Raw genomic sequence first — 21,286 nt, 5'->3', positions numbered from 1 at the left:
GGCCCAGCATGGCAAAACGCACCAGGGAGAGAACATGGTCGGGGCGAGAGGATTCGAACCTCCGGCCTACGGTACCTAAAACCGTGGCAAAATCCGGTTTCTGCACTGGAATAGTGCAAACCAAACGCTTTTCCGCTCTATAAGATTCAATCGGTTACAGATGCTTTTCAAACCGTCCAAGCCTGTTTTGGACTTTATCCGTCGGCGTGGAACCGTCATCGGGCACCAGATCACGACACAAATATATACACATTCCCCTTGACGTTTTGCCCGCCTGCGTGTATTTATTTACACACGGAGGAAAGATGCAAATCGAACGAAACAGCCGGCAAATCCTACAGGTCTTGAAGGCAGCAGGGTTCGAGGAGGTCTCAAAACGGGGGTCGCACCTCAAGCTGCGAAAAGGCGAAAGGACCGTGATCGTGCCACACCCGAAGAAAGACCTTCCCTTGGGAACTGCCCGCAACATCTACCAACAAGCCGGGCTCTTGTGAGCCCGGCGCATCTGATCCTCGCCACAAACGCAGAAGGAGAATTGATGAAACAATACTCGGCAATCATCCACCACGATCCGGGGGCGGCTTTCGGTCTGACCTTCCCCGATCTTCCGGGATGCTTTGCGGCTGCCGATTGCTGGGACGATGTCCCGAAGGCTGCATCCGAGGCCCTTAACCTGTGGTTCGAGGATCAGCCCGAGGTTCCACCGTCACCCCTGGACGCCCTGCTCAAGCGACAGGATGTCGCCCAGGCCCTCGCAGAAGGCGCCACTCTGATCACGATCCCCTATATTCCCGCTGATGGGACATTGGAACGCGTGAACATCTCGATCGAGCGCGGCTTGCTTCGCGCTGTCGACGCGGCTGCAAAGGAACGCGGCATGACCCGTTCGTCGTTTCTTGCCTCGGCAGCGCGCCATGAACTCACTGGCGCCTAAAGCCGCAATCTGCCGTTCGTCATGGTCGTCCCTTTCCTCGACCATGACGAACGGCCTTCTTGTGGAACTCGGCGCCGGGAAGAATGTTTGCTTCCTTCACAGCGCTACGACATCTCGGCGTCTACCGTTGCGATCCAGCCACTCTCATCCAGGCTGTGCTGCACCGCAGTTACCAGCCATTCTCCGTCGACCCCGGGGCGAAAACGCGACAAGCGTAGCCGACCCTCGGCTTGCAGGTCGGCTCGTCCGGGCAACGTCAGGCGCAGCGTTGTCGTGCCGCGCTGGGAACGACCAGCCTCAGCTGCGGCAGCCGCCCTGGCCGAGCGTTCGGATGGATAGACAGGTTTCAGCCGCCTTACCTGGGCAACGCCTGTAACCCCTGGCGGGCGCGCATCTACCTCGACATCGATCGATTCGCTCTGGTTGAAATCCCTGTATGTTGCCACGACCTTGTCATAGGCTTGCCGCCTGGCGCGACGCATGGACCAGGCCGTAACATCATTCGGCGTCAGCGACACGACCGGCAATGCTCGGCCAGCAGTGGTGGTGCCTTCACCCGGTTTCCAGATCACCAAGGCACCGCCCGCGGGCTTGAATATCAGGCCGTGATCGCGCGCCACGCGGGTCAACAGGTTCATGTCGCTTTCGTCGATCTGATCGATATGCGGCAAGACGACCTTGCCTGCGTCGGCAGACACTGCCGCCCGAAACCCGCTTTCCGCAGCGATCGTAGTCACCATCGCCTCGATGGTCGTGCCATCCTGCCAACTACGCGTTCTGGCCGTGCTGACAGGTTTTTTGCCGCCGGCGCTTGTCCCATGCGCTGCGGCATAGCCCGTGATCCGCATCTGCCCTGGTGGCCCAAGGATCTCGACCTCGTCGGCAATATACACTCCCATGAGCTGTGCGGCGAAAAGATAGCCGAAGGCAATGGTGATCTCGGCACCGGCGGGGGGCAGCTCTATTGGAAGCGATGGCAGGTGGTCGGACAGCAGGATGTCGCAGGTGTCGGACTGGATGCCCGCCGTGTCGGTGACCCGGATAGATCGCACGCGCGGCAGGAATACCGATGTCCTGTCTTGTCCATTCACCGTCACCTTGAAGGCAGGTTTCCAGTTTGTCAGTCCCAAAGCCGTAGACCCTCGGATTGAGCGGGTTCGGGAGCATCTGGGACGACCACCACCACACCCGGAGGCAGCATGGCGCCGAAATCCGCCAGCCGAGGATTGCCATCAAGCAAGCCCTCGACCAATCGCCCGTCCTGCCGGCCGTAGACCGCCCAGGCAATGCTATCGACTGTATCGTCATGCCGTGAAAGGTAGTAGCGCACGCAGCCCCCCATCGTAACGCGAAAGACGCAGGTCGAATTCGATCCGTTTCGGCGCTCCGCGCGCCATGAACACAGACTGCCGCTCGCCGATCTGTTCGATAACCCAAAGGCCCCAGACCTTGCCCAGACCATCGATCAAGGGCAGTGGCATACCCAGCGATGCCTGCTGTCGCATCTTGCCGATCTGTCGTAACCCGCCACGAAACTCGGGGAAGATCACACCCCGCAGGTCAATGGTTTCTGGACCAATTCCAGTAAACTGCAGCGCGTCGTTTGTGCCCATACGCTCCTGGCGCGCCCACCGATAGGCGGCGACGCGATTGAGTTCCTGATAAGCCGCCGTGTCCAGGCCGAACTTGTAAAGTCCCAAGCGCATCATCACCCAAGCCATCAGAATCCCTCATCGAACAAGGCGCCGCGCGCCCGGGAATGCAGCATCCTCAACACCTCATCGGCGATCTGGCGGGGGGATTGTCCCGGCTGGGCTATGATAGTGATGCCACCGACATCTATGTTCCATGACCCACCGCTTGCCACGGTGGCACCTGATGCTCGGCCGGCAGCCGGCCAGAAATCCTGGACGGGCAATGCCGCTGCCGGCTCTGCCATCAAGGCCCCGCCCAGCGCCGCAGCACGCGTAGCCAGAGCCACCATCTGGCCCAGCTGTCGGTTCGTGGCGATGAAGCCCGCTCGGTGTTCAAAGCGCAGCTCGGGGCCGCGTTCGCCGACCAGAACAGGGCCGGCACGGAACGGTCCGCCCACGGCGCGCTTTGGCACCCCAGTCCCCACGCGGGGGTCGCGCATGGTCGGGTTGTTGGCAAGATACCCGTCGATCTGGGGGCCAGCGTCCCCTTTGAAGGCATCGCCTATCCTTGCCCCTACCTCGGCCCCCTTGTCCCAGACCCATTTCAGCGCATCCATGACAGGCGTGATCTTGCCCAGCGCGGTTGCAAAACTTGACCCAATGGCATCTAGAATTCCCGATAGCGCCGCCTCGAGCCCTTTCCAGGCAGCGACGATGGGATCGAGCACACCCAGCTTTTCGAGGACCGGCGCGAGATAGGTGCTCCAAGCCGCGGTGAAGGTCTTGGCAATACCATTCCAGATCGTGGCGAAAAACCCGGCGGCACTGCTCCACATGGTCCTGATGCCATTCCATGTCCGACCAAGGTCCAGGGTAAACACGCCCCCAAGGAAGTTCCCAAACCCCCGGAAATACCCCTCGACGCCGCGCCATAACTGGCCGAACCACTCCTTCACACCGTCCCAGTGCCTGTAGACCAGATAGGCGCCGCCCACCACGGCGGCCAAACCGACACCGATGGGGTTCGTCATGAAAACCGCCGACAGGCCTCGAACGGCCAGCCCCACCAGTTTCAATGGGTTGAGCAAGCCCAACGCTGCCTTGCCGATCATGCCAAAGGCAGCGCCCGGTCCCCCTACAGCCGCCACAGCTGAAAGGGCCATCATGCCAGCGCGCAGCCGGGCGAAGCCTGCGACAGTCGGGCCGATGGACAGGGATATGGTTTTCAACCCCAAGGATATCGCCGAAAGCACCCCGCCCTTGCCCAGCAATCCCACGAAACGCAGACCGGCCAATGCGCCTCTGAACGCAATCGCGCCGGCAGCAACCGTAGCCAAGGTTGCTGCCAGCTCGGGGTTTGCCGCAGTCCATTCGCCGACCGCCCCTATCACCGGGACTACAGTGTCGAGCAGCCTGTTGATCACCGGCAAAAGCGTCGTGCCGAACGTGAGCTTCAGGTTCTCGATGCTCTGGTTCCAGCGATCTATGGCGCCTTGCGCGGTCTGAATGCGGCGCTTGTAGTCGACGTCCACCACCCCTTCTGCGCCCAGCGCCTTGGCACGAATGGCGCGATACTCTTCCATCCCCTGGATCAGCGACCGCAAGCCGGCTTGAACTTGCGCATCCTCGAACAGATTGCCCATTTTGGACAGATCGCCGTTCAGGGTCTTGTTCGTCAGTTCGGCAATGGCCTCGATCGGTGTCAATCCGCGTTCGGCTGCCTCTGCCATGGCTTCGTGCACGTCGACGCCGGCTTCGCCGAACTTCCTGACGGTTCCTGGTGCATAGATCTTCTGCAATACGTTTTGCAAATTGGTCGCAGCCGTGGATGCATCGCCCGTGCCCTTGCGCACCACCTGCAGCGCCGCCGCAAGGTCAGCGACCGCCGGAACGCCCTTTTGCCCGAGCCCCTGATAGGCTGCGCCCAAAGACGGGAAATAGGTGGCCATGTCGCGCAGCTCGAACGCGCCCTCCTTCCCAGCCTGCGCCATCGCGTCCAGCGCAGTTTCGATTTGGCCAGCCGGCACCTTGAGGTTGTCGACCGCCGCCCAGGACGCCGCAGCCAGGTCATCGGTCGCCGCGCGATATGCGACTGCCGCCCGTCCGATCGGCTCTGCAGCGCCCAGCGCGATATCAAGCGATGCACCGCGCCCTGCCAGCGCGTCGGCCGCCGCACCGATCTGCATGGCGCCCATGTTGGTGTCGCGCGCCACCTGCTTGATCCTGTCGCCCAGATCGCCCAGCTTCTCGACCGGCAGATCGGCTTTCTGTCCGATATCCTCCAGCACGGATTCGAAATCTGCCGCAGTGCGCACCGGCGCGGCGATGGCAGCCTTGAGCGAATAGTAGGCCCCGATACTGTCGATTACGCCGGCGCGCGCACGCTCAAGCGCAGCGTCGTTGCGCCGGATCGCAGTGCCGATCTGATTGTGCGCTGACCCAAGTCTGGCGCCGATGGTGCCAAGCTTGGCGTTGGCCTCGATCACAGCCTTGTTCAGGGTGGCCGATACGACCCCCCCGATGGTAATGGTGGCATTAAGCCTCTTGTTTCCTGACGACACGAGGCAGCCCCTCTATCCACCAAAGAAAGCGGCTGACGGGCATGGCGAGGATTTCGCGCTCTCCCCAGCCGGTATGGCTCGCCAGGGTCAGCGCGCCCTGGCGAACATCAGATGGTCTCAGTCGAAAAAATGCTTCAGCCCTGCCTGCATCCGCAGATAGTTGCGCGATGTCATCGCCTTGATCTCTTCTGGCGAAAGGCCGCACAGGTTGCCGACCAGCGCGATTTCGGCCTGCTGCCCATCGCCCTTGGCGGCCAGCTGATCGGCGACCGTTGGCTCGCGCATGGCTATGATGGTTCCATTGCGCAGCGTGATGGACAGGCTGCCGTCGTGGTTTTCCTGGATGAATTCGGGAAGCTCGCTCATCGTTGCATCCTCAGATACCCAGCGCGGCGCGCTGCTGCGCCAGGCGGTCGACCCCGCCGATGATGCGGATCATGTTCACGACATCGATTTCGTGCAGGATCACGCCGTTGTGTATCTCCTTGTAATAGTCCAAGCGCATGGTGATGGTCAGTGTCGGCTTCTGTCCGGGCGTCCAGGTGCCCCGGGCGATGGTGGTGATGCGCCCGCGCATGCTGTGCTCGACAGGCTTGACGGTTCCATCATAGCTTTCGACCGCGCCCCGGGCGGTAAAAGGGACGGTCTGGCCCTCGGCCACGCCCCACAGGGCGAGGACATCGGCATCATAGGCGATCAAGGCAAAGCTTGTTTCCATGCCCTCCTGCCCCATGTCCAGCGCGACGGGGGCATCCATCCCGCCACCGCGAAAATCCTCGACCTGAATGGCCAGATCCGGGGGGTTGTATTCGTCGATCTGGCCTGCGTAGCCCTTGCCATCGACAAAAAGGTTCAGGTTCTTCAGAACGTCACGGGCTGCCATCAAACCAGCTCCTCAAGATAGTCCAGCGTCAGGATCGAGCGGAAGGTGATGTGCTCCGCAGGATATGGCGCGGTGAAATCGAAGTTGAAGTAGACCTTGCCGTCGGCAATGCTGCTCGGGCTGTTCAGGTCGGGATCGGCCCAGCATCGCCCACCCAACAGCGCTCCTTGCGACACAAGCGTGCGGATATAGGCGTTCACACTTTCCTCGACCTCACGCAGATAGGTCTTTGTGATGTTGCGATCCACCGCCCAGAGATGGGCTCGCTGCAAGCTCTCGTTCAGAATATCGGCCGTTCGTCTCACGGACAGGAATGCCCATTTTGGATCGGCAGACAGGGTCCGGTTCCCCCAAAGACGATAGCCATTCTCACGAATGATCGTTGCGATGTTCCGCTCGTTGAGAAGGTTTGCGCGACTGTTTGCGTCACCCATCTTGAAGTCGACAGGACGCGCGGTGCCCAGGACGCCGTTGACAAGCTGGTTCGATGGCGACCACCAGAAGCCGCGATCATTGTCGATCCGTGCAATTAGCCCTGCCACCCTGGCCGAGGCCGGTTCGGACCGCACCCCGCCTGCGCCATCGGACACCAGCACCCAGGGATCGACCACATATACCCTGGGCGAACCGAAATCGCCGGCCCAGGCGACAGCTGCGGTGTCGGTGGTATTGGGGCCATCGGCGATGATGACGGCGCGCAATCGCTCGGCGATGCCGATCATCTCGGTAACAACGGCATTGCCTACCGTTCCGCGCGTAACCGCAAAGGTGGCTCCGGCTCCGGCACCTGCCGATCCCGGCATTTCCAGCGCCGGATCTGTGGTATAGCCCGAACCGGGCTTGACGATGCGGGCGGCAGTGACTGCTCCGGCTGTAACCGTGACATCGATTTGCGCGCCCGCACCTGCGCCACCAGTGACCGTCAGGCGGTGCGTGCCGTTGGTATAACCCGATCCTGGCGTCGAAACGCTCACGCTCAAAATGCCGTTCGCGGCCCGCTGATGCGTAAACCCCGGCGCGCAAATTATGCGCGGCGAATGACCCAACACGCTTTCGGCGCCAAGCAGGGCATGGACACCTTCATACTGTCCCGTCAAGGCATTCGTGCCACCCAGGACATTTGCCACGGTTTCCGCCTCGTTTGCGCCGTCGGCAACCCTGACCACCACGACAACGGCTCCGATCTGATCCAGGATGCCATCCAAGGCTGCCGGCAGTGTGCCGCCGCCGCTGTGGTCCGGGGTGACGTCCAGCTTTGCCGCTTCGGCCCGACTGCCGGCGACAAGCACCGGGGTATTCAGGGGAAACGCCACGGGATCGGCACCGGGGGCAGTGCCGACGATGCCGATCACTGAAGAGCGCACCGTGCGGATGGGCCGCGGACCGGTGTCGATTTCGATCACCTCGACGCCGTGCAGAAAGGTCTCGGGCATTTTGCTCACATGCGGATTGATTTCATCTGAGCGAACACTCGCGCAAGGCCACCGGCCATTCCTCTGGCGGGATTTCGTGCCGGCTCAGACGCTGTGGCGCATGGCCCATTCGGCGGCGGCGCGCTGGGTTGGGGTGAGGGCGGATTGGGCGATGCAGATGCCGGTGAGGCTGCCGGCGAAGGCGGGGGTGCCCTCGCGCGATCCCCCGATGGCGAAGCCGGGCAGGTTCAGCGTGGCGGCGGCGATGGCGCTGGCGGCGGCGGTGCCGTTGACGTTCAGCCAGACCTCTCCCGACTGGATGGTCAGCCAGACCATGGCATCGGTCACCCCTGCCGGCAGGTCGACGTCGCGCTGCGCGGCGCCGATCTGCAGGCGGATGTAATTGCCCATCCCGGCGGCATTGTAGCGCCAGGCCAGCCGCACCAGGCCGGTGCCGGTGGTGTCCAGGTCCTGGCCGGCGAAGGACTGGTTGTCGGTGGTCTCGTCCTCGGCGGCCAGCACCAGGCGCAGGCCGATGCTGGCGCTGGCGGGCTGGCCCAGGGGGGTGCCCGCGAGCTGCATGGTGGCGCGCGCGGCGGCGCCGGTGCCGAAATCCACCCGGCCGGGGGCGACGTAGAGCGGCCGGCGCAGGGCGTTCGCCTGGGTGAACTGCCGGCCGGCGATGCTGCCGGTCCAGGCCGAGACGCGGCTGTCGCCGTCGCGGGCGATCCGGGCGGGGTCGATGCGCCAGACATCGACCAGCCCCGGGATGGCGCCCAGGACGCTGGCCAGCGAGGGGATGATGCCCAGCGTGGCGGCGGGGGGCGCGTCGATATCGGCGGTCAGGATACCGGCCATGGGGAATGCTCCGTTCCGGGTTGCGGTCTAGGGGATGTCGACATGATGGGACGGCATGCGGCGGCGATGCAGGATCGCGGGGTCGAGCGGGTCGCGCAGGCGCGAGCTGGTCACCAGCCGGCCGCGCCAGGCGGTATAGCCGTCGTTCAGCGGCCGCACGTCCTGGGCCTGCATCATGTAGCTGATGCGGCTGGGCGGCGCGCTGCAGCTTATCCGCACCTGCCGGCCGATCAGCTCGACGCCGGTGATGGCGGCGCCGGTGGCGGTATAGCCCAGGTTGGCGTCGATGCCCTGGCCGGCATAGCGGTCGGGCTCGATCTCCCAGATCTCGCCATCCCAGAGCGAGGCGTAATCCAGCGTCACCACATTGCCGGCGCGGCTGACGCGCGGGCGGTGGATGGTGAAGTCGCGCCCCGCCTCGCGCGCGGCGCGGGCCCAGTTGAACATGCCCATGAGCTGCTGGCCGGCGGCTTCGCCGAAATGCACGTTGTTGTCGAAGATGCGAATATAGGCTTCCGGCGCGACCAGGACGCCATAGCCCTGTTCGGCCATCTCCAGATAGCCCTGCGCCACCTGCCAGTGCTCGACGGCGGGCGAGGTGTCGGTATCGCCGCCCGGCTGGCTGAAATAGACCGCGACCTCGTCGATGCCGCGCTCGTCGCAGGCTTGGCGCAGCGCCACGATCAGCGCGCGCATGCTGGCCGCGTGCAGATGCGGGTCGCTGTCCTGCTTGCTGCTGGTGCCCTGCACCACCAGCAGGTCCAGCCGCGGCGTCAGCCCGGCCGCTGCCGCCAGCCGCGCCGCCTCGGACAGCCAGAACATCAGGTTCGTCCAGTGATGCGTGGCGTCGGCGATCCCGGCCGGGGCATCGCCCGGGATGGCGTTGAAGCGGGTGATGTGTTCGCCCGCCTGCCCCCAGAGCGTGCCGACCGTGCGCCGCGGCAGCAGGCCGAAGCGGCGGCGAAAGCCGTTGTAGCCCTTGACCGCGTAATAGGCGCCGGTGGGATCGGCGGGCGCGGGATCGACCGGCACGAAACCGCTGGCCGGGGTGGCGGTGTCGTAGCCCATGCTGCCGGGGCCCGCCATGGTCAGCGCCACGCCATCGGCCCGGCGCAGCCCCGCCAGGCGCAGCGCCAGCTGCGGATCGACGTCGGGATAGACCGGCGCCGTCTCGCTGTCGCCGTTCATGAACAGCAGGCTTTGCGTCAGGCAGACGGTCAGGGTGAGATGGCGGTTGTCGACGGCGACCTGGTCCAGCGCCGCGCGCAGCCGCGCCGCCAGTTCGGCCGAGGGCGCGAAATCCAGCCCGCTCGGGGTCAGCCGCAGCAGGCTGCGCCCGGCGCGGTCGCGGATCAGATCCCAGCCGCCCGCGCCCTCGCCGACGGCATGGGCGCTGTCGATGCCCAGCCGCCCGGCCAGCGGCGGCGCGATCTGGTCGAGCAGTTCGGTGCTGGCGCGGAAATCCAGCCCGGTCGGGGTCAGCGCCAGCAGCGTCTGCCCGCCGCGATCCAGCCACAACCCGTGGCGGCCCGTGGCGAAGTCGGTGCGCACCGCCTGCGGGCCGCGCAGCTCCTGCAGCGCCGCCTCCAGCGCCGCGCCATTGACGCCGCGCTGGGTCTCGATCCAGTCGGCCAGGCTGCCCTCATAGCCCAGCATCACCGCCAGGTCATAGGCCGAGGGGCCGCGCAGGGGCACGGTCTCGACCGAAGTGCCGTCGGTCAGGGCGATGGTCAGCGCCCCGGTATCGGGATGCACGGCAATATGGGCGATGCCGCGGCCTGGCGCGCCGCGGATCGCCGGGCGTTCGGCCTGGGCGGCCAGTTGCAGGATCAGCGCCTGCAGCGCCGCCGGCAGCCCCGAGGCTGCCAGCATCCTGCGGTCGATGCGCGGGGTCTGGGCCATGCTCAGGCCTCGATGCCGGCGGCGGTCAGAAACAGCGCGTCCAGTTCCGCCGCGCCCAGGTCCAGCGCCGTGCCCAGGGCGGCGATCAGCGGCGAGGACCGGCGATATTCGGCCGCCCCGGTCCAGGCGTCGCGATGCAGCGGCTCGGGCGCGGCCGCCATCGCGGCATCGGCCGCCGCCAGCCGGCCGGCGGCCTCAAGCGCCGCGCGCAGCTGATAGCGGCTGACGACCAGGCCCGCGCGCAGCGCCTCGGGCTCGGCGGGGCTGGCCTGCCAGTCGGGCGCGACATCCCCTCCCCGATCGGTGAGCGCCCCCACCGGATGCAGGGTCTCGCCGTATTGGCGGTGATGGACGCGGATCGCGGGGGTGAGGCGGTCGTATCGCGCCCCGGTCCAGATGCCTTCGGCGGTGCGGGCGGCGTAGATCACGGTCATCGCAGGATCATCCCGTTGGCGGTCAGGGTGTTGACGGCGATCGAGGTGCCGCCGACGGCGGTGGCGGCGGCGATGACGCCGCCGGTGGTGACATGGATGTCGGCGCTGCTGTCGGCGCCGGGGCTGCGCCGGCACTGCGCGCCATAGGCGTTGATGCGCCCGCCCCGCTGGGCGGTGATGCCATAGGTGCCGGCGCCGGTAATGTCGGCCGATTCGCAATCGACGGTGCTGGCGCGATGCGAGACGACGCCATTGCCGCCGGCCCCCGACAGGTTCGCCGCCCGCACGGTGATCAGCCCGCCGCGGGATGCGCGCACCGCGTCCTGCCCGGCGCTGCGAAAATCGGCCTCTTCAGCGCTGATGACGCCACCCAGCTCGGCCACGGCGCCATAGCTGCCGGCGGCCTGCACCCCGCAGCCCGCCGCGACCAGGACCGATCCGCCTTGGCTGACGGCGATGCCGGTGCGCCCGGCCGCCGCGCCGTCGGTGGTCATGGCAAACAGCGCCGCGATCTGCGGCAGCACCCCGCCCGCGCCGGCGAAGAAGGCCGGCACCAGATCGCCGAAGCTCTGGGTCAGGGCGCTGCGCCGGATCAGCACGGTGGGGTTGTCGGACTGGATCCGCACCCAGCCCAGGTTGATGCCGCGCACGAAGACCTGTTCGGCCATCTCGTAACCCGCGAGCAGCCGCACGGTGGCGGTGATCGGCTGCGGCTGCAGGCGCGGCGCCATCACCGACAGCCGCTCGAGCGCCTGGTTGAGCGTGCCGTGATCGCCCCCCGGCCCCACCGTCAGGGTGATGGCCGCGTCCAGCCGCCGTTCCTGGTGGCGTTCGTAAAGCCAGCGCGTGCGCCGGGTCAGTTCCTGCAGGGGCCAGTTCAGCAGCCCCTGGTCGGCGGGCAGATCGACCGGCCCGCCGGTGCCGCGCCAGCCGTTCTGCAGCATCGGCACCGTCGCGGGCCAGATGTCGGGCTCGACGAACCGGGGGACGGAAACTTCATCGACCATGCGAAAGTCACTCCTCGAAATAGATGTTGCCGATGGCGATGTCGGGGCCCAGCACCAGCGCGGAATGGCCCAGCGGCAGCTGCGCCGGCCCCAGTGCGACCGCGCGCAGCCGGCAGCGCGCCGGGGCGGTGTCGCGCAGCCGCGCCATGATCCGCAGCGCCTCGGGCCGCAGCGCGGGCGCCGCCAGCGTGACCCAGTAATCGGCCCAAGACGGATCGTCGGGCCCCAGCTCCCAGCCCGCGTCAAGGGTCAGCTCATCGTCTCCCAGGCGCGGCAGGTCGCGATCCTCGGTCACCGTGGCGGCGGGATGGCCCGCCTGCGCCAGCACCGCCAGCACGCTGGCCAGGGTGCCCTTGCGCCGGTGCCAGTCGGCGCTGCCCGCGATGGCCGCACGACGGTCCGCCTCGGGCCAGTCGGGGTTCCAGTCGTCGACCGATACCGCCCAGGCCAGCCAGGGCAGCCAGGCGGCCGGGATGCGGCCGGGATCCCACATCAGCCCGGCCGGGGCCGGGATCTCGCCGATGCGGGCCAGGCTGCGGCTGATCGCGCGTTCGGTCGCGGTGCTGTTGGGGGGCAGCAGGTCGCTCATGGCGCCGGCTCCGGGGCGATGTCGATCAGGCTGGCGCGCGCCACCCCGGTCGGGCCGGGATCGATGTCGGCCACGGGCGAGAGCAGCCGCACCGCCTCGACCCCGGGCTGATAGAGCCGCGCCAGGATCGCGCCCTGGCGCAGCACGCGCCCCACCGCCAGCTCGTCGCGCAGATAGGCGGTCGCGGCGGCGATGGCGGCGTCCAGCACCAGTTCGGCCCCCGGCCCGCCGGCCAGTTGCAGCCGCGCGACCAGCGCGACATCGACAAAGGCCGGCGCAGCCACCTCGACGCTGTCGCACAGCGGCCGCAGGGTCTCGAGCGCGGCCGCCACCGTCGAGAGCAGCCCCGCCGAGGGCATGCCGCCGGCCTCGTGCGACAGCAGCGTGACCCGCACCGTGCCCGGGCGCGGCCGGGTGACGGCGACATCGCGCACCCGCCCGTCAGCGCTGAGCGCGTGAAAGGCATAGGCCGCGGGGGTGCCGGCGATGGTCATGCCCTCCCAGCTCAACTGGGCGCGGCGGCGCAGGCTGGCATCGTCCTCGAACACCGCCGCAAGCGGCGGGCTGGCGTCGGGATCGGCCTCGACCACGGTCTGGCGCGCAACACCCAGAAGCGCCGTCAGCTGGTCCAGATCGGCGCCCGAGGCCAGCGCCAGCATCACCGAACGCACGCTGTCGTTTACCCGCGCGCGGGTCAAGAGCTCGCGAAAGGCCGCGACCTGCAACAGCTTGACCAGCGGCTCGCTTTCCAGCGCCAGCGCCTCGGCCAGTTCCGGCGCCTGCGCCAGCAGGTCGGCCCGCAGCTCGCCCAGGATCACCTCGTAATCCAGAACCTCGACCGCCTCCGGCAACGGAAGCCCGGAAAGGTCGATCGGGGAATATGCGCGTGACATCAGACCACCACGATGCCGTCGATGGTCACCGGTTCGCCCGTCGGCGTGTAACCCCCCACCAACGACAGTTCCACGCGCCCGGGCGCAGGTATCGATGCGCTAACCTGTTCAACGTCAATCCGGGGCTCCCATTTCATCAGCGCTGCGACAGTTTCGGCGTAAAGATCGACCAGCGTTTCATCATTCAGCGGCGCATCCACCAGATCGGGCACCATGGACCCGTAAGCTCGCCGCATAACGCGAGTGCCCACCCGCGTTGTCAGGATGTCGCGGACGCTCTGGCGCAGGTGGTCAAGCCCGGCCAACGGTCGGCCTGTAAATGCGTTCATACCGATCATGAGCGCATGATGCCGGGATGGCGAAGCCGCGTTCCTCTGGCGGGATTTCAGCCGACAGGGGTTCCGGTGTTGGACCCGCCGCTGATCACCCCGCGGTGCACATGGTATTTCAAGCTGATACCGTCAGCGACAACGTCGCCATTGATGGTGATATTGCCCGGCGCAGTGATGCTGATCGCACCGCCCGCGACACTGATCGAAACTCCACCGGGCATGTCAATACGATAGGTCGCACCATCCGAACTGGGCGGGGGGAACGCATTGCTGGGCACGCTGCCCATGATCACTCCCGATCCGGTCTCCCCCATGGGACTGAACACCACCACCTGTTCGCCCGCCACGGGCGGCGACCAGACCCGGGCGCCGCCGGCGCGCGTAGTGGCAAATGGCAGCCAGCCGCTTTGCGTCTCGCCGCCAAAGGTGACCTTGGCACGGGCGGCTGCCGGATCCACCGCGGTGATTGTGCCATAACGGACAACATTGGCCAGACGACGCTCCAGATCAGATATGGCAAGACGATCCCTGGTCACGCCACCGCTCCGCCGATGTCCTGATATTCCTCCTCATTTGCGGGGCCGATAGCCGGCGACCACGACGCCAGAACCTGATCGGGCGGCACGCCGTCATCCCCCCAGATGCTTCGGCCGATGTGCACTGTCTGCTGCCATTCGACCGCCCAGACCTCGAACTGGTCGAGTTCGGGGGCAAAGTCGCTGGGCGCGATGGCGGTAACGGTCGCGGCCTCGACCGGAAGGCCCCAGCGCTCGCCTTGGACATGATGCGCCAGCGCCGCGGCCATCTTCGCGACCCTGCGTTTGGCACCGGGCTCTCGGAAGCCGATGATGACACTGGCTTCGACACGGGCGACAGCGGCCAATTGCCCAGTGCCTGGCTCTGCGGCGGGCTCCAATTCGACAAGTTCGATCACACAGGCAGGCGTTGACAGGTTGACCCGGTCCTCAGGATAGGCCGCGACCGTGACAAACCCCGGAAACCCAGATGCGATCGATGCTTCGATGGCGGCAAAAAACTGGTCTAGGTCAAGCGCGGTGTCAGGGCTTGTCATTTCGGCCTCTCTGACGGCGCTGCCATTTCAGTTCGTGCATCATGTTTTTCAGGAATATCCGCGTCGCCTCTGGAAAAATCTCATCCTCCAGGATCGGATCGACCCGATCCTTGATCGGTATCGTCTGTTCGATGAGCGGAAATCGTCCACGCCCGCTGCGTCTGTAAATCGATCTTGGCTTTTTCTTGCCGACTTTTGCGACGAAGGCCCCGGGAAATTCATGGCCACCCAGTTTTGCCCCTTTGGCCATTTGTCGTGGGGTGCCCTTGAAGAAGGACACAGGCAGATCATTGAGCCCATACCAGAGGCCGATCACCTGATGACTGTCGGTTCTCTTCAATCGCGCCCGCATCTCCTTCATACGCCTGCGCAAGTGCATCGCCTTGCGCAATTGCAGTTCAGGCACAAGTCGTTTCGACGACATGACCCGCAGCGCGGAAGCTGTCCGGCGCAAAGACTTTGAAACGGCTGCGCCGATTTCCTTGCTGGTGTTGTCGAGTTCCTTTTCCAGCCTTTCGACTTCGGACAGGTCGATGTCTAATTCGAAATCGGCGCCGCGAATGCGGTGGGACCATCGCCTCATCGCCCACCCTGCCCTGCCTTGGGGCCAAGCCGCAGCGTCGCCATACCGGTGCCGTCGATCTGCGGCGCGGACATGACATCGAACTCACGGCCTGCGATAACGACGGTGTCGCCGCGGATTACACCGGCAAGATCGGCTGCCTTTCCGAGCAACCGGGGTTGTGACGTATCCAATGCATATTCGCCCAATTCGGCATCGAGAAACGTTTCGTCGAATATGCCGTGGATCTCGCGGATGGTTCCGCCCACCAGTCGCAGTTCGCAGGCGTGCGCGAACTCGTCGACGCGCAGGAACACATCGATGTCCTCAGCGAAAGGCATCCTCTAGTTGGCGTATTTCCGGGCGCCGACCACGACGGCGCCCAATGCCGCTGCGGCACCGTTGTTCACCGTGCAATGTAGCCGCACCTCATCCTTGAAGCCGTCGGCATCCACCTCGATCTCCTTGACGCCTGCCTGATTGTCGATCACCGGCGCAGCCGCTCCGGGAATATCCTCCCAAGGTTCCGATCCGTTTCTATGCTGCAACTTGGCGGCAATCGTGGCGGTGGGCCCACCAGATGCAGCATGCAGGATGATGACCTTGGCCCGGCCGTGGAACTCCGCCATCGAAACCCCGGCCAGCCCACCTGTTGAGTTGACGGCGGCGACCGCTGCCAGTTGCTTTTGCGCGATCATTTGGTCTCTCCCTTCGCTTTGGCGGAACGCGCTGGCGTGGGCTTCGCATCTGACGCCTCGGCCAGGATTGGAGTTTCTCCGGCAGTGGTCGAGGCGATGTCCTCCATGCGTGCCAGGTCGGCCTTTCCGGCATCGAGCAGCCGCCGCGCCTGCGCCTCATCCACGGGCACGATGCTACCGGCGGGCGCTGGCTGGCCGTTGACCACCACCGCCGAGGCCAGTTTGAGTTGATATTTTTTCGACATGATACCCTCGGGTGCGATGCCCGGGCCACATTCGCAGCCCAAGCATGTAAGAACTCAGGCCGTGATATCGCGGCCGAGGCAGAAGGATTGCGGGCGTCGCACGGCGATATCGACATCCTGCATCATCACGATACGGACACGGCCGCGGGCCGAATGCGTAAAGGGGTCGACCGTTACATCCAGCCCGCCCCACATCCCGATCAGCAGATCCGCGAAGTTTCCGAAGATCACGTCGCCGTTCGCGATCTGGTTGGTCACCTCGCAGCGATATCCATTGACGGTCTGTCCGGGTTCCCAGATGACACCCTGATCGGTGCCCGCCATGAACTTGGGCGTGGTCTTGAAATGGCCGCGCATCCGGGCGTTGAAAACGTAAGCCATGCTGTCGACGTCGGCATTTTCGGCAGCAATCTGGCTTTCCATCTCGACGATGTCGGCATAGCTCGGCATCTGTCCGATGCCTGCGCCCCCGCCATCCGTTCCGAAGTCGACGGCATTCACCCCGTCGGTGCGCATGATGCCGCGCGGCTGATGGTCCGAGCCGGAACCGTAATACCCGGCCTTGTCGACCGTCAGCGCCAGCGCAGTGGCCAGGTCGCGACGGGCCAGGGCCTCGACATCGAGGCTCGATTGCATCAGCAGGCGGCGGGTAATTTCGGTCATGCCGGCCACCGTTTTCGGCCGCAAGCCGAACTGTCCGAAGGCCATTGCAGAGAGCACCGCTTCTTCGTCTTCGCCGATCCAGTAGCCGGAGGCCCCACCGGTCTGCGTGGGAATATCGATGTTGCCGATGAGCCCGCCCATCGGGGTGCCAAGCCGCATCAGCGTGGCGCGGTTGCGCAGCATGTCCACAAAGGATTGCGACATGAGCTCGGTGGCGACCAGAACCCCGCCGGTATCGCCAAGATTTGCGCCGCCGGTGCCGGTATTCAGTGCCCGTGTCAGGACATCGATGGGGATCAAGGTGCCTTTGGGCGATCGGTGGGAACGCTCTTCGGCGGCGCGGGCGCATTCGAATTCGAAGGCAGCGGCTTCCTGCAATGCCCGATCGGTCGGATCGGCGAGGGCGCGGAACAGGCGCATGAAGGAAAAACGCCGAACCTCCTGATCGGTCAGCCCAATACCTCCGTCGCCGTCGGTCAGGCTATGGCGCCGGTTCGCCGACAGCTGCTCGAGCACGGCGGCGCGGAACTGGTCGATGCTGCGACCGTCGCGGATCGCTGCCTGTGCCAGGTCTGCGGCGTCATATTGTCGACCCAGTTCCAGAATGGTGTTGACACGGCTGCGCTCGGCCGCCTCGCCCGCCCCGCGTTCGGCACCCGCTTCCTCTACAACCTCCAGCTCGCGCAGGACAGCACCGTTCTCGTCGATCTCGACCCAGACCAGCTGACCCGTGGCATTGCGTTGGAGTTTCTTCTTCATCGAAGATCCCTCGTTTCCAGAAATATGAGCGGGCACAGCCCGATTGCGCCCATGATGATCAGACTGGCTCTCCCGTTCCTCTGGCGCGATTTCCGCGGCACGCCCGACACCGACAGTTGGGTCCGCCGGCACGCTGACCAGGGAAATTTCATAGGGCTCCCAGTCCGTGACCCGGACCAGGTCTGGCTGGCCGGGGCGGGTTTCTACCTGGATTGCGTGAACAACATATCCAAATGAAACGTGCCGCCTGATGCCGTCGGCCACGTCTTTCAGGATTTCATCCGCGCGCGCACTGCGCCCGAACCGAACCTTGGCCCTGGCGCGCCGGTCCGCGCCGATTTCAACGCTTTCGACGACGCCGATCTGATCGTCCCAATCGTGGTTGACCAGCAGCGCAGCGCCGCCTTGCAGGCGCTGCATGCGGATTGATCCCGGGGAATGATCCAGAACCTCATCGCCGAACCAACGTTGAACGGGCGTCTCGCTCGAAAAGGCCAGCTCGACAATACGGCTTTCAAGATCTACCCCACGAACCTCGCCCCGGTGGCGAAAGTCGTCCGCGCTGCGCATTCTGGCATTGATCTGTTCGGCGGTGACGGAACGAACAAGGCCGCCGCCCAAAGCAGCAGAAACAGGATTGACAGGGTTCGGATCGGACATCGTGGCCTCGTTGCTTTCCAAGACCATTCAATTCCGTCGCCGTGCACGGTTCCTCTGGCGCGATTTCAGGCCGGCAGCGGCGCAGGATCGGGCAAAGGATCGCCCGAGACCGGATAGGCCGCGGTAATGATGGGGCCGCCGAAGCCCGTGCAGGCGTGATCCCGCAGGATCGACCACGCAATATCGACCAGCTCCGAGAGCTCCGCCGACCAGTGCGCGTTCTGGGCCCGCTCGCCTGTCAGGAACATGCGGATCATCTGGGCCAAAGCTGCATTCATGTGATTGGGCGGTGCATATGCCAGGGTCTTCAGGTGCAGACCATCGGCATACACACTTGTGGGCGCAAACCTCTGGATCATTGCCCTGACCATAACAGGCACCGGAATGATATACACTGGAATGGTAACTTCGGACCGCGCCCGCAGCCATTCCGCCCAATACTGGGCCTTGGCCATGGCGTCAGCATCCATATCCAGTCCTTCGGGCGAATGCGGGGGGTAAATGGCAAAAACCTTGCAACCCTTTGCCTGCGCGGTCAGTGCGAACCAGTAAAGATGCTGCAAGGTCTCGATACCCTGCGCGCTTGCCGGATCTGCCAGGCCGCTGGCCAGATCGCCGATTTCGGTGACGATCAGTGCGCCGGCGTAGGCTCCTGTCCTGTCCACGCCATTCGCCTCCCACCTTTGGCGCAGCGATGAAAATCCCGCATAGGCAATGTGCAGATCGCCCCCCCAATCCCTGCCCAGGTTTCCGAAATCGCCCCCGGCGACAGCCTGATAGAGAAAGGAATGGCAGGAAAACCCCAGCGATTCAGCTTCCGAAAGGATAACGCGTGGCGTCGGCTGTGACGGTCCCGTCACGCGCCTGACGCCGAAGGGCCCCCTTATCCCCGCAAGGGGTGATGCCAGATCACGCATGACTGACCATCACGCGCCCCGGCACGCCGCCGCCCCCGCTTGCCTGGGCCCACACGCGGCTCGCCGCAATTCCAGGAAACAGATCTGCCAGGGCCACATTTCTTTCGCCTTGCCCCGGCGCGTATTGCCAGCCTGCCGCGCCAGGACCGGGCGGGACGGGGCCGTCGGTGCCCGTTATATGGACCTCGGCACCGGCGATTACCTGGAACGAAATCGCTGTGACATCGGCGACAGTCAGTTGCACCCACTGTCCGTATTCAAGCACGACCGCTTCATGTCTCGGCATCACTGCTCCCTTTCTCGTCCTGGTATCGGGGAATAAGCTTCTGTCCCATAGCCTGCAGAATGTAGTCTTCTGGGATCCCGGCATCGCGCATCTGCGCGATGTCCTCCGCGATCTCTCGCCAGACGGTCTGCGGATCGCGCCCCTGGTCGCGGATGAATTGGCCAAAGCTGCCCATGAGGTTGTTTTTCATCTCGACCGCCGATGCGACATCGGCGCGGGGATCGATCCATGCCCATCGCCGTGGCTGCCATGACACCGCCTGATATGCTTGCAGCCTGTCCGCCCGCAGGGGTTTGCCGTTGGCCATGATGCGGCCCGACAGCAACGCAACCTTCAACCAGTTGCGGTAGACCCGTTCGATCAGCGCCTCGATCAGCCACTCCTGCAGATCTTTCCAGTGCTCCCGCTCATCCAGGGCGCCCTGCCGGATCGAACTGAAATTGACTCCTTCGAGGTCATTGGCCAGATTGTTGTAGGCCACGCCAAGACCTGTTGCGATCCCTCGCAGCGCTGATTTCACGAATGGCGCAAACTCACCCGCGGGATACTGCGGATTGAACTCCTTGAACTCGACCCCCTCGGGAAGTTCGCGAAACACACCCGGCTCCGCCTCGATTTCCAGATCAACGCTGTCTTCGGCATCATCTGGCCCGAAGCCGTCGCGCCATTGGAAAAACCCCATCTTGCTGGCGCTGACGCGGGCATTCACCATCGACGACTGCTCGAAGCCGTGGAGCATGCGCATGCGCCAAAGCGCAGTGGCCGCCCAAGGCAGTCCTCGCTTCTGGCCAGTGAAGTCCTCGACAAAACCGTGGATGATTTCTCGCGCCGGAATACGGATGAAGGCGCGTCCGCGATAAACATAGTCTGCATCACGATCATCCGTGGCCGTGAACAAATAGCTCAGCGGACGGCCATAGCGATTGAACTCGATGCCGTGTCGGATGAACGAACCGTCCCCGCGCCTGTCCTCATCGTAATCGACCGGGCAGCGCTGCGGATCCAGAAGCTGCAGGGCATATCCCCACGGGCCGGCATCCGGCCCCCATATCTCGCGCAGCATGAACTCTCCGTCGCGGGCGGCGGAAGTCGCGCAGAGGCCCTGAATGGTTCGAAACGATCTGCGGCCGGATACGTCGCAGTTTTCAGCCCGCCACCACTCACTCCACGCATCCTCGATCGCATCATTGGCGGCTGTGTCCAGCCGTCCCCCCCGCGCACGGCTCTGCGCCTGCAAACGGATACCTTGCGGCCCCACGATGTTTTGCCGCACCATCCGCAGGAAACCGCGCATGTAGTCGTTGTTTGCCGCCTGCTCGCGCGACCGGGCCACCAGGATCCGCTGATTGCGCCGGATCACGCAATCGGCCGGCATGGGGCTGCTGGACCAGCTGGCGTTCAGGCGATCTGTCGCCGCCGCTTCGTGCATCCTGATGGCAACTGTGGGTGCCTTGCGGGCAGACACACGCGGGACACGGCTTTCCTCTATTGCCGCGTCGGGTGTCTGCTGCTGTTCGTTCTCAAGCGCGGTTTTGCGTCGCGACAAGGACCAGATCATCAGAAACGCACCTTGACCTGACGGCCCAACAGGCTTTGGCCGCGCCGTGCCGCCTGCTGCTCGCGGCGCAGCTCGGCCCGATAGCGATCACGTAGCAGCAAAAGTTCAGGGATGGGGGTCCGCCAAAGCTCGCGATTGTTGATCGCATATTTCTGCTGATCCATGGTCGCTCGGTTTTCCAGCACCGCCTCGATAGCGTCCAAGACCCGGGCCGCATGGCTACGTCCGTCATGACCTGCGGGAATGAGGCTGATATCAGGGCGCAGGCGCATATTGCCCGTCTCGATCTGCACCACGTCACCTGCGCGCATGGCTCGCAGCGACCAGACATAGTTCCCGGGCGTCCAATCCCGCGTTACCTCGGCCGAAGCTCCCAGACGATGCTGCAAACCATATGCTTCGGCCAGGACCGAAATCGCCGCCGGGC

General features: G+C 64.9%; 27 protein-coding genes. 2 read left to right on the top strand and 25 right to left on the bottom strand.

The genetic code is table 11. From position 1 onward, the window contains the following. Positions 1 to 305: 305 nt before the first annotated feature. Both GB880_RS07135 and GB880_RS07130 read left to right on the top strand, forming a co-directional pair. On the top strand, positions 306 to 494 hold the full coding sequence (locus tag GB880_RS07135) for a type II toxin-antitoxin system HicA family toxin (protein ID WP_154492180.1): 189 nt from the start codon (positions 306 to 308) through the stop codon (positions 492 to 494). Between the two features lie 44 nt (positions 495 to 538). Beyond that, positions 539 to 934: a type II toxin-antitoxin system HicB family antitoxin gene (locus tag GB880_RS07130; protein ID WP_154492182.1), complete on the top strand. Its 396-nt coding sequence runs from the start codon at positions 539 to 541 to the stop codon at positions 932 to 934. Between the two features lie 104 nt (positions 935 to 1,038). On the opposite strand, the gene GB880_RS07125 is transcribed toward GB880_RS07130, so the two are convergent. The 25 genes from GB880_RS07125 to GB880_RS07005 form a co-directional block, all read right to left on the bottom strand. After that, positions 1,039 to 2,025 (bottom strand): phage late control D family protein, encoded by a 987-nt coding sequence (locus GB880_RS07125; protein ID WP_154492184.1) that lies wholly within the window; start codon positions 2,023 to 2,025, stop codon positions 1,039 to 1,041. 29 nt (positions 2,026 to 2,054) lie between these two features. After that, positions 2,055 to 2,276: a tail protein X gene (locus GB880_RS07120; protein WP_154492186.1), complete on the bottom strand. Its 222-nt coding sequence runs from the start codon at positions 2,274 to 2,276 to the stop codon at positions 2,055 to 2,057. Then, the gene (locus GB880_RS07115) at positions 2,239 to 2,655 is read right to left on the bottom strand and encodes a phage tail protein (protein WP_154492188.1); all 417 of its coding nucleotides are present in this window, start codon (positions 2,653 to 2,655) and stop codon (positions 2,239 to 2,241) included. The genes GB880_RS07120 and GB880_RS07115 overlap by 38 nt, the downstream gene beginning before the upstream one ends. After that, the gene (locus GB880_RS07110) at positions 2,655 to 5,129 is read right to left on the bottom strand and encodes a phage tail tape measure protein (protein WP_263467001.1); all 2,475 of its coding nucleotides are present in this window, start codon (positions 5,127 to 5,129) and stop codon (positions 2,655 to 2,657) included. The genes GB880_RS07115 and GB880_RS07110 overlap by 1 nt, the downstream gene beginning before the upstream one ends. 117 nt (positions 5,130 to 5,246) lie before the next feature. Next, positions 5,247 to 5,495: a phage tail assembly protein gene (locus GB880_RS07105; protein WP_154492192.1), complete on the bottom strand. Its 249-nt coding sequence runs from the start codon at positions 5,493 to 5,495 to the stop codon at positions 5,247 to 5,249. Between the two features lie 10 nt (positions 5,496 to 5,505). Further along, the gene (locus GB880_RS07100; RefSeq protein WP_195840765.1) at positions 5,506 to 6,012 is read right to left on the bottom strand and encodes a phage major tail tube protein; all 507 of its coding nucleotides are present in this window, start codon (positions 6,010 to 6,012) and stop codon (positions 5,506 to 5,508) included. After that, positions 6,012 to 7,415 (bottom strand): phage tail sheath subtilisin-like domain-containing protein, encoded by a 1,404-nt coding sequence (locus tag GB880_RS07095; RefSeq protein WP_327077739.1) that lies wholly within the window; start codon positions 7,413 to 7,415, stop codon positions 6,012 to 6,014. The genes GB880_RS07100 and GB880_RS07095 overlap by 1 nt, the downstream gene beginning before the upstream one ends. A gap of 114 nt (positions 7,416 to 7,529) precedes the next feature. Next, on the bottom strand, positions 7,530 to 8,282 hold the full coding sequence (locus tag GB880_RS07090; RefSeq protein WP_263467000.1) for a hypothetical protein: 753 nt from the start codon (positions 8,280 to 8,282) through the stop codon (positions 7,530 to 7,532). 27 nt (positions 8,283 to 8,309) lie between these two features. Then, positions 8,310 to 10,184 carry a hypothetical protein gene (locus GB880_RS07085; RefSeq protein ID WP_154550781.1) on the bottom strand — a complete coding sequence of 625 codons (1,875 nt, stop codon included), beginning with the start codon at positions 10,182 to 10,184 and terminating at the stop codon, positions 8,310 to 8,312. 2 nt (positions 10,185 to 10,186) lie between these two features. Continuing rightward, the gene (locus tag GB880_RS07080; protein ID WP_263466999.1) at positions 10,187 to 10,618 is read right to left on the bottom strand and encodes a hypothetical protein; all 432 of its coding nucleotides are present in this window, start codon (positions 10,616 to 10,618) and stop codon (positions 10,187 to 10,189) included. Then, a complete protein-coding gene (locus tag GB880_RS07075; protein ID WP_154494637.1) occupies positions 10,615 to 11,625 on the bottom strand; it encodes a hypothetical protein in 1,011 nt (336 codons plus the stop codon). The genes GB880_RS07080 and GB880_RS07075 overlap by 4 nt, the downstream gene beginning before the upstream one ends. A 7-nt stretch (positions 11,626 to 11,632) precedes the next feature. Beyond that, entirely contained in the window at positions 11,633 to 12,214 is a 582-nt protein-coding gene (locus tag GB880_RS07070) for a phage tail protein I (protein WP_263466998.1), read from the bottom strand. Further along, complete coding sequence (locus tag GB880_RS07065) at positions 12,211 to 13,107, bottom strand: baseplate assembly protein (RefSeq protein WP_263466997.1); 897 nt, start codon at positions 13,105 to 13,107, stop codon at positions 12,211 to 12,213. Before GB880_RS07065 ends, GB880_RS07070 begins: the two co-directional genes overlap by 4 nt. Continuing rightward, complete coding sequence (locus tag GB880_RS07060; protein WP_229774445.1) at positions 13,107 to 13,436, bottom strand: GPW/gp25 family protein; 330 nt, start codon at positions 13,434 to 13,436, stop codon at positions 13,107 to 13,109. The genes GB880_RS07065 and GB880_RS07060 overlap by 1 nt, the downstream gene beginning before the upstream one ends. 56 nt (positions 13,437 to 13,492) lie before the next feature. After that, the gene (locus tag GB880_RS07055) at positions 13,493 to 13,975 is read right to left on the bottom strand and encodes a phage baseplate assembly protein V (protein WP_263466995.1); all 483 of its coding nucleotides are present in this window, start codon (positions 13,973 to 13,975) and stop codon (positions 13,493 to 13,495) included. After that, a complete protein-coding gene (locus tag GB880_RS07050; RefSeq protein ID WP_154494157.1) occupies positions 13,972 to 14,511 on the bottom strand; it encodes a hypothetical protein in 540 nt (179 codons plus the stop codon). The genes GB880_RS07055 and GB880_RS07050 overlap by 4 nt, the downstream gene beginning before the upstream one ends. Further along, positions 14,498 to 15,094, bottom strand: coding sequence for a hypothetical protein (locus tag GB880_RS07045; protein WP_154494158.1), 597 nt, complete (start codon positions 15,092 to 15,094; stop codon positions 14,498 to 14,500). Before GB880_RS07045 ends, GB880_RS07050 begins: the two co-directional genes overlap by 14 nt. Continuing rightward, on the bottom strand, positions 15,091 to 15,390 hold the full coding sequence (locus GB880_RS07040) for a head-tail joining protein (RefSeq protein ID WP_154494159.1): 300 nt from the start codon (positions 15,388 to 15,390) through the stop codon (positions 15,091 to 15,093). Before GB880_RS07040 ends, GB880_RS07045 begins: the two co-directional genes overlap by 4 nt. 27 nt (positions 15,391 to 15,417) lie before the next feature. Beyond that, the gene (locus tag GB880_RS07035; RefSeq protein WP_154494160.1) at positions 15,418 to 15,771 is read right to left on the bottom strand and encodes a hypothetical protein; all 354 of its coding nucleotides are present in this window, start codon (positions 15,769 to 15,771) and stop codon (positions 15,418 to 15,420) included. After that, on the bottom strand, positions 15,768 to 16,016 hold the full coding sequence (locus tag GB880_RS07030) for a hypothetical protein (protein WP_154494161.1): 249 nt from the start codon (positions 16,014 to 16,016) through the stop codon (positions 15,768 to 15,770). Before GB880_RS07030 ends, GB880_RS07035 begins: the two co-directional genes overlap by 4 nt. A 54-nt stretch (positions 16,017 to 16,070) precedes the next feature. Beyond that, positions 16,071 to 18,098 (bottom strand): phage major capsid protein, encoded by a 2,028-nt coding sequence (locus tag GB880_RS07025; protein WP_154494167.1) that lies wholly within the window; start codon positions 18,096 to 18,098, stop codon positions 16,071 to 16,073. 65 nt (positions 18,099 to 18,163) lie between these two features. Further along, positions 18,164 to 18,958: a hypothetical protein gene (locus tag GB880_RS07020; RefSeq protein ID WP_154494162.1), complete on the bottom strand. Its 795-nt coding sequence runs from the start codon at positions 18,956 to 18,958 to the stop codon at positions 18,164 to 18,166. Between the two features lie 49 nt (positions 18,959 to 19,007). Next, positions 19,008 to 19,301: a hypothetical protein gene (locus GB880_RS07015; RefSeq protein WP_263466994.1), complete on the bottom strand. Its 294-nt coding sequence runs from the start codon at positions 19,299 to 19,301 to the stop codon at positions 19,008 to 19,010. Next, on the bottom strand, positions 19,288 to 20,859 hold the full coding sequence (locus GB880_RS07010; RefSeq protein WP_154494163.1) for a phage portal protein: 1,572 nt from the start codon (positions 20,857 to 20,859) through the stop codon (positions 19,288 to 19,290). The genes GB880_RS07015 and GB880_RS07010 overlap by 14 nt, the downstream gene beginning before the upstream one ends. Beyond that, positions 20,859 to 21,152 (bottom strand): hypothetical protein, encoded by a 294-nt coding sequence (locus GB880_RS07005; protein WP_229774447.1) that lies wholly within the window; start codon positions 21,150 to 21,152, stop codon positions 20,859 to 20,861. Before GB880_RS07005 ends, GB880_RS07010 begins: the two co-directional genes overlap by 1 nt. Positions 21,153 to 21,286 lie beyond the last annotated feature (134 nt).

This window comes from Paracoccus sp. SMMA_5_TC (genome assembly GCF_009696685.2).
Classification (GTDB): Bacteria; Pseudomonadota; Alphaproteobacteria; order Rhodobacterales; family Rhodobacteraceae; genus Paracoccus.
This window is presented reverse-complemented; position numbering and strand designations above follow the sequence as displayed.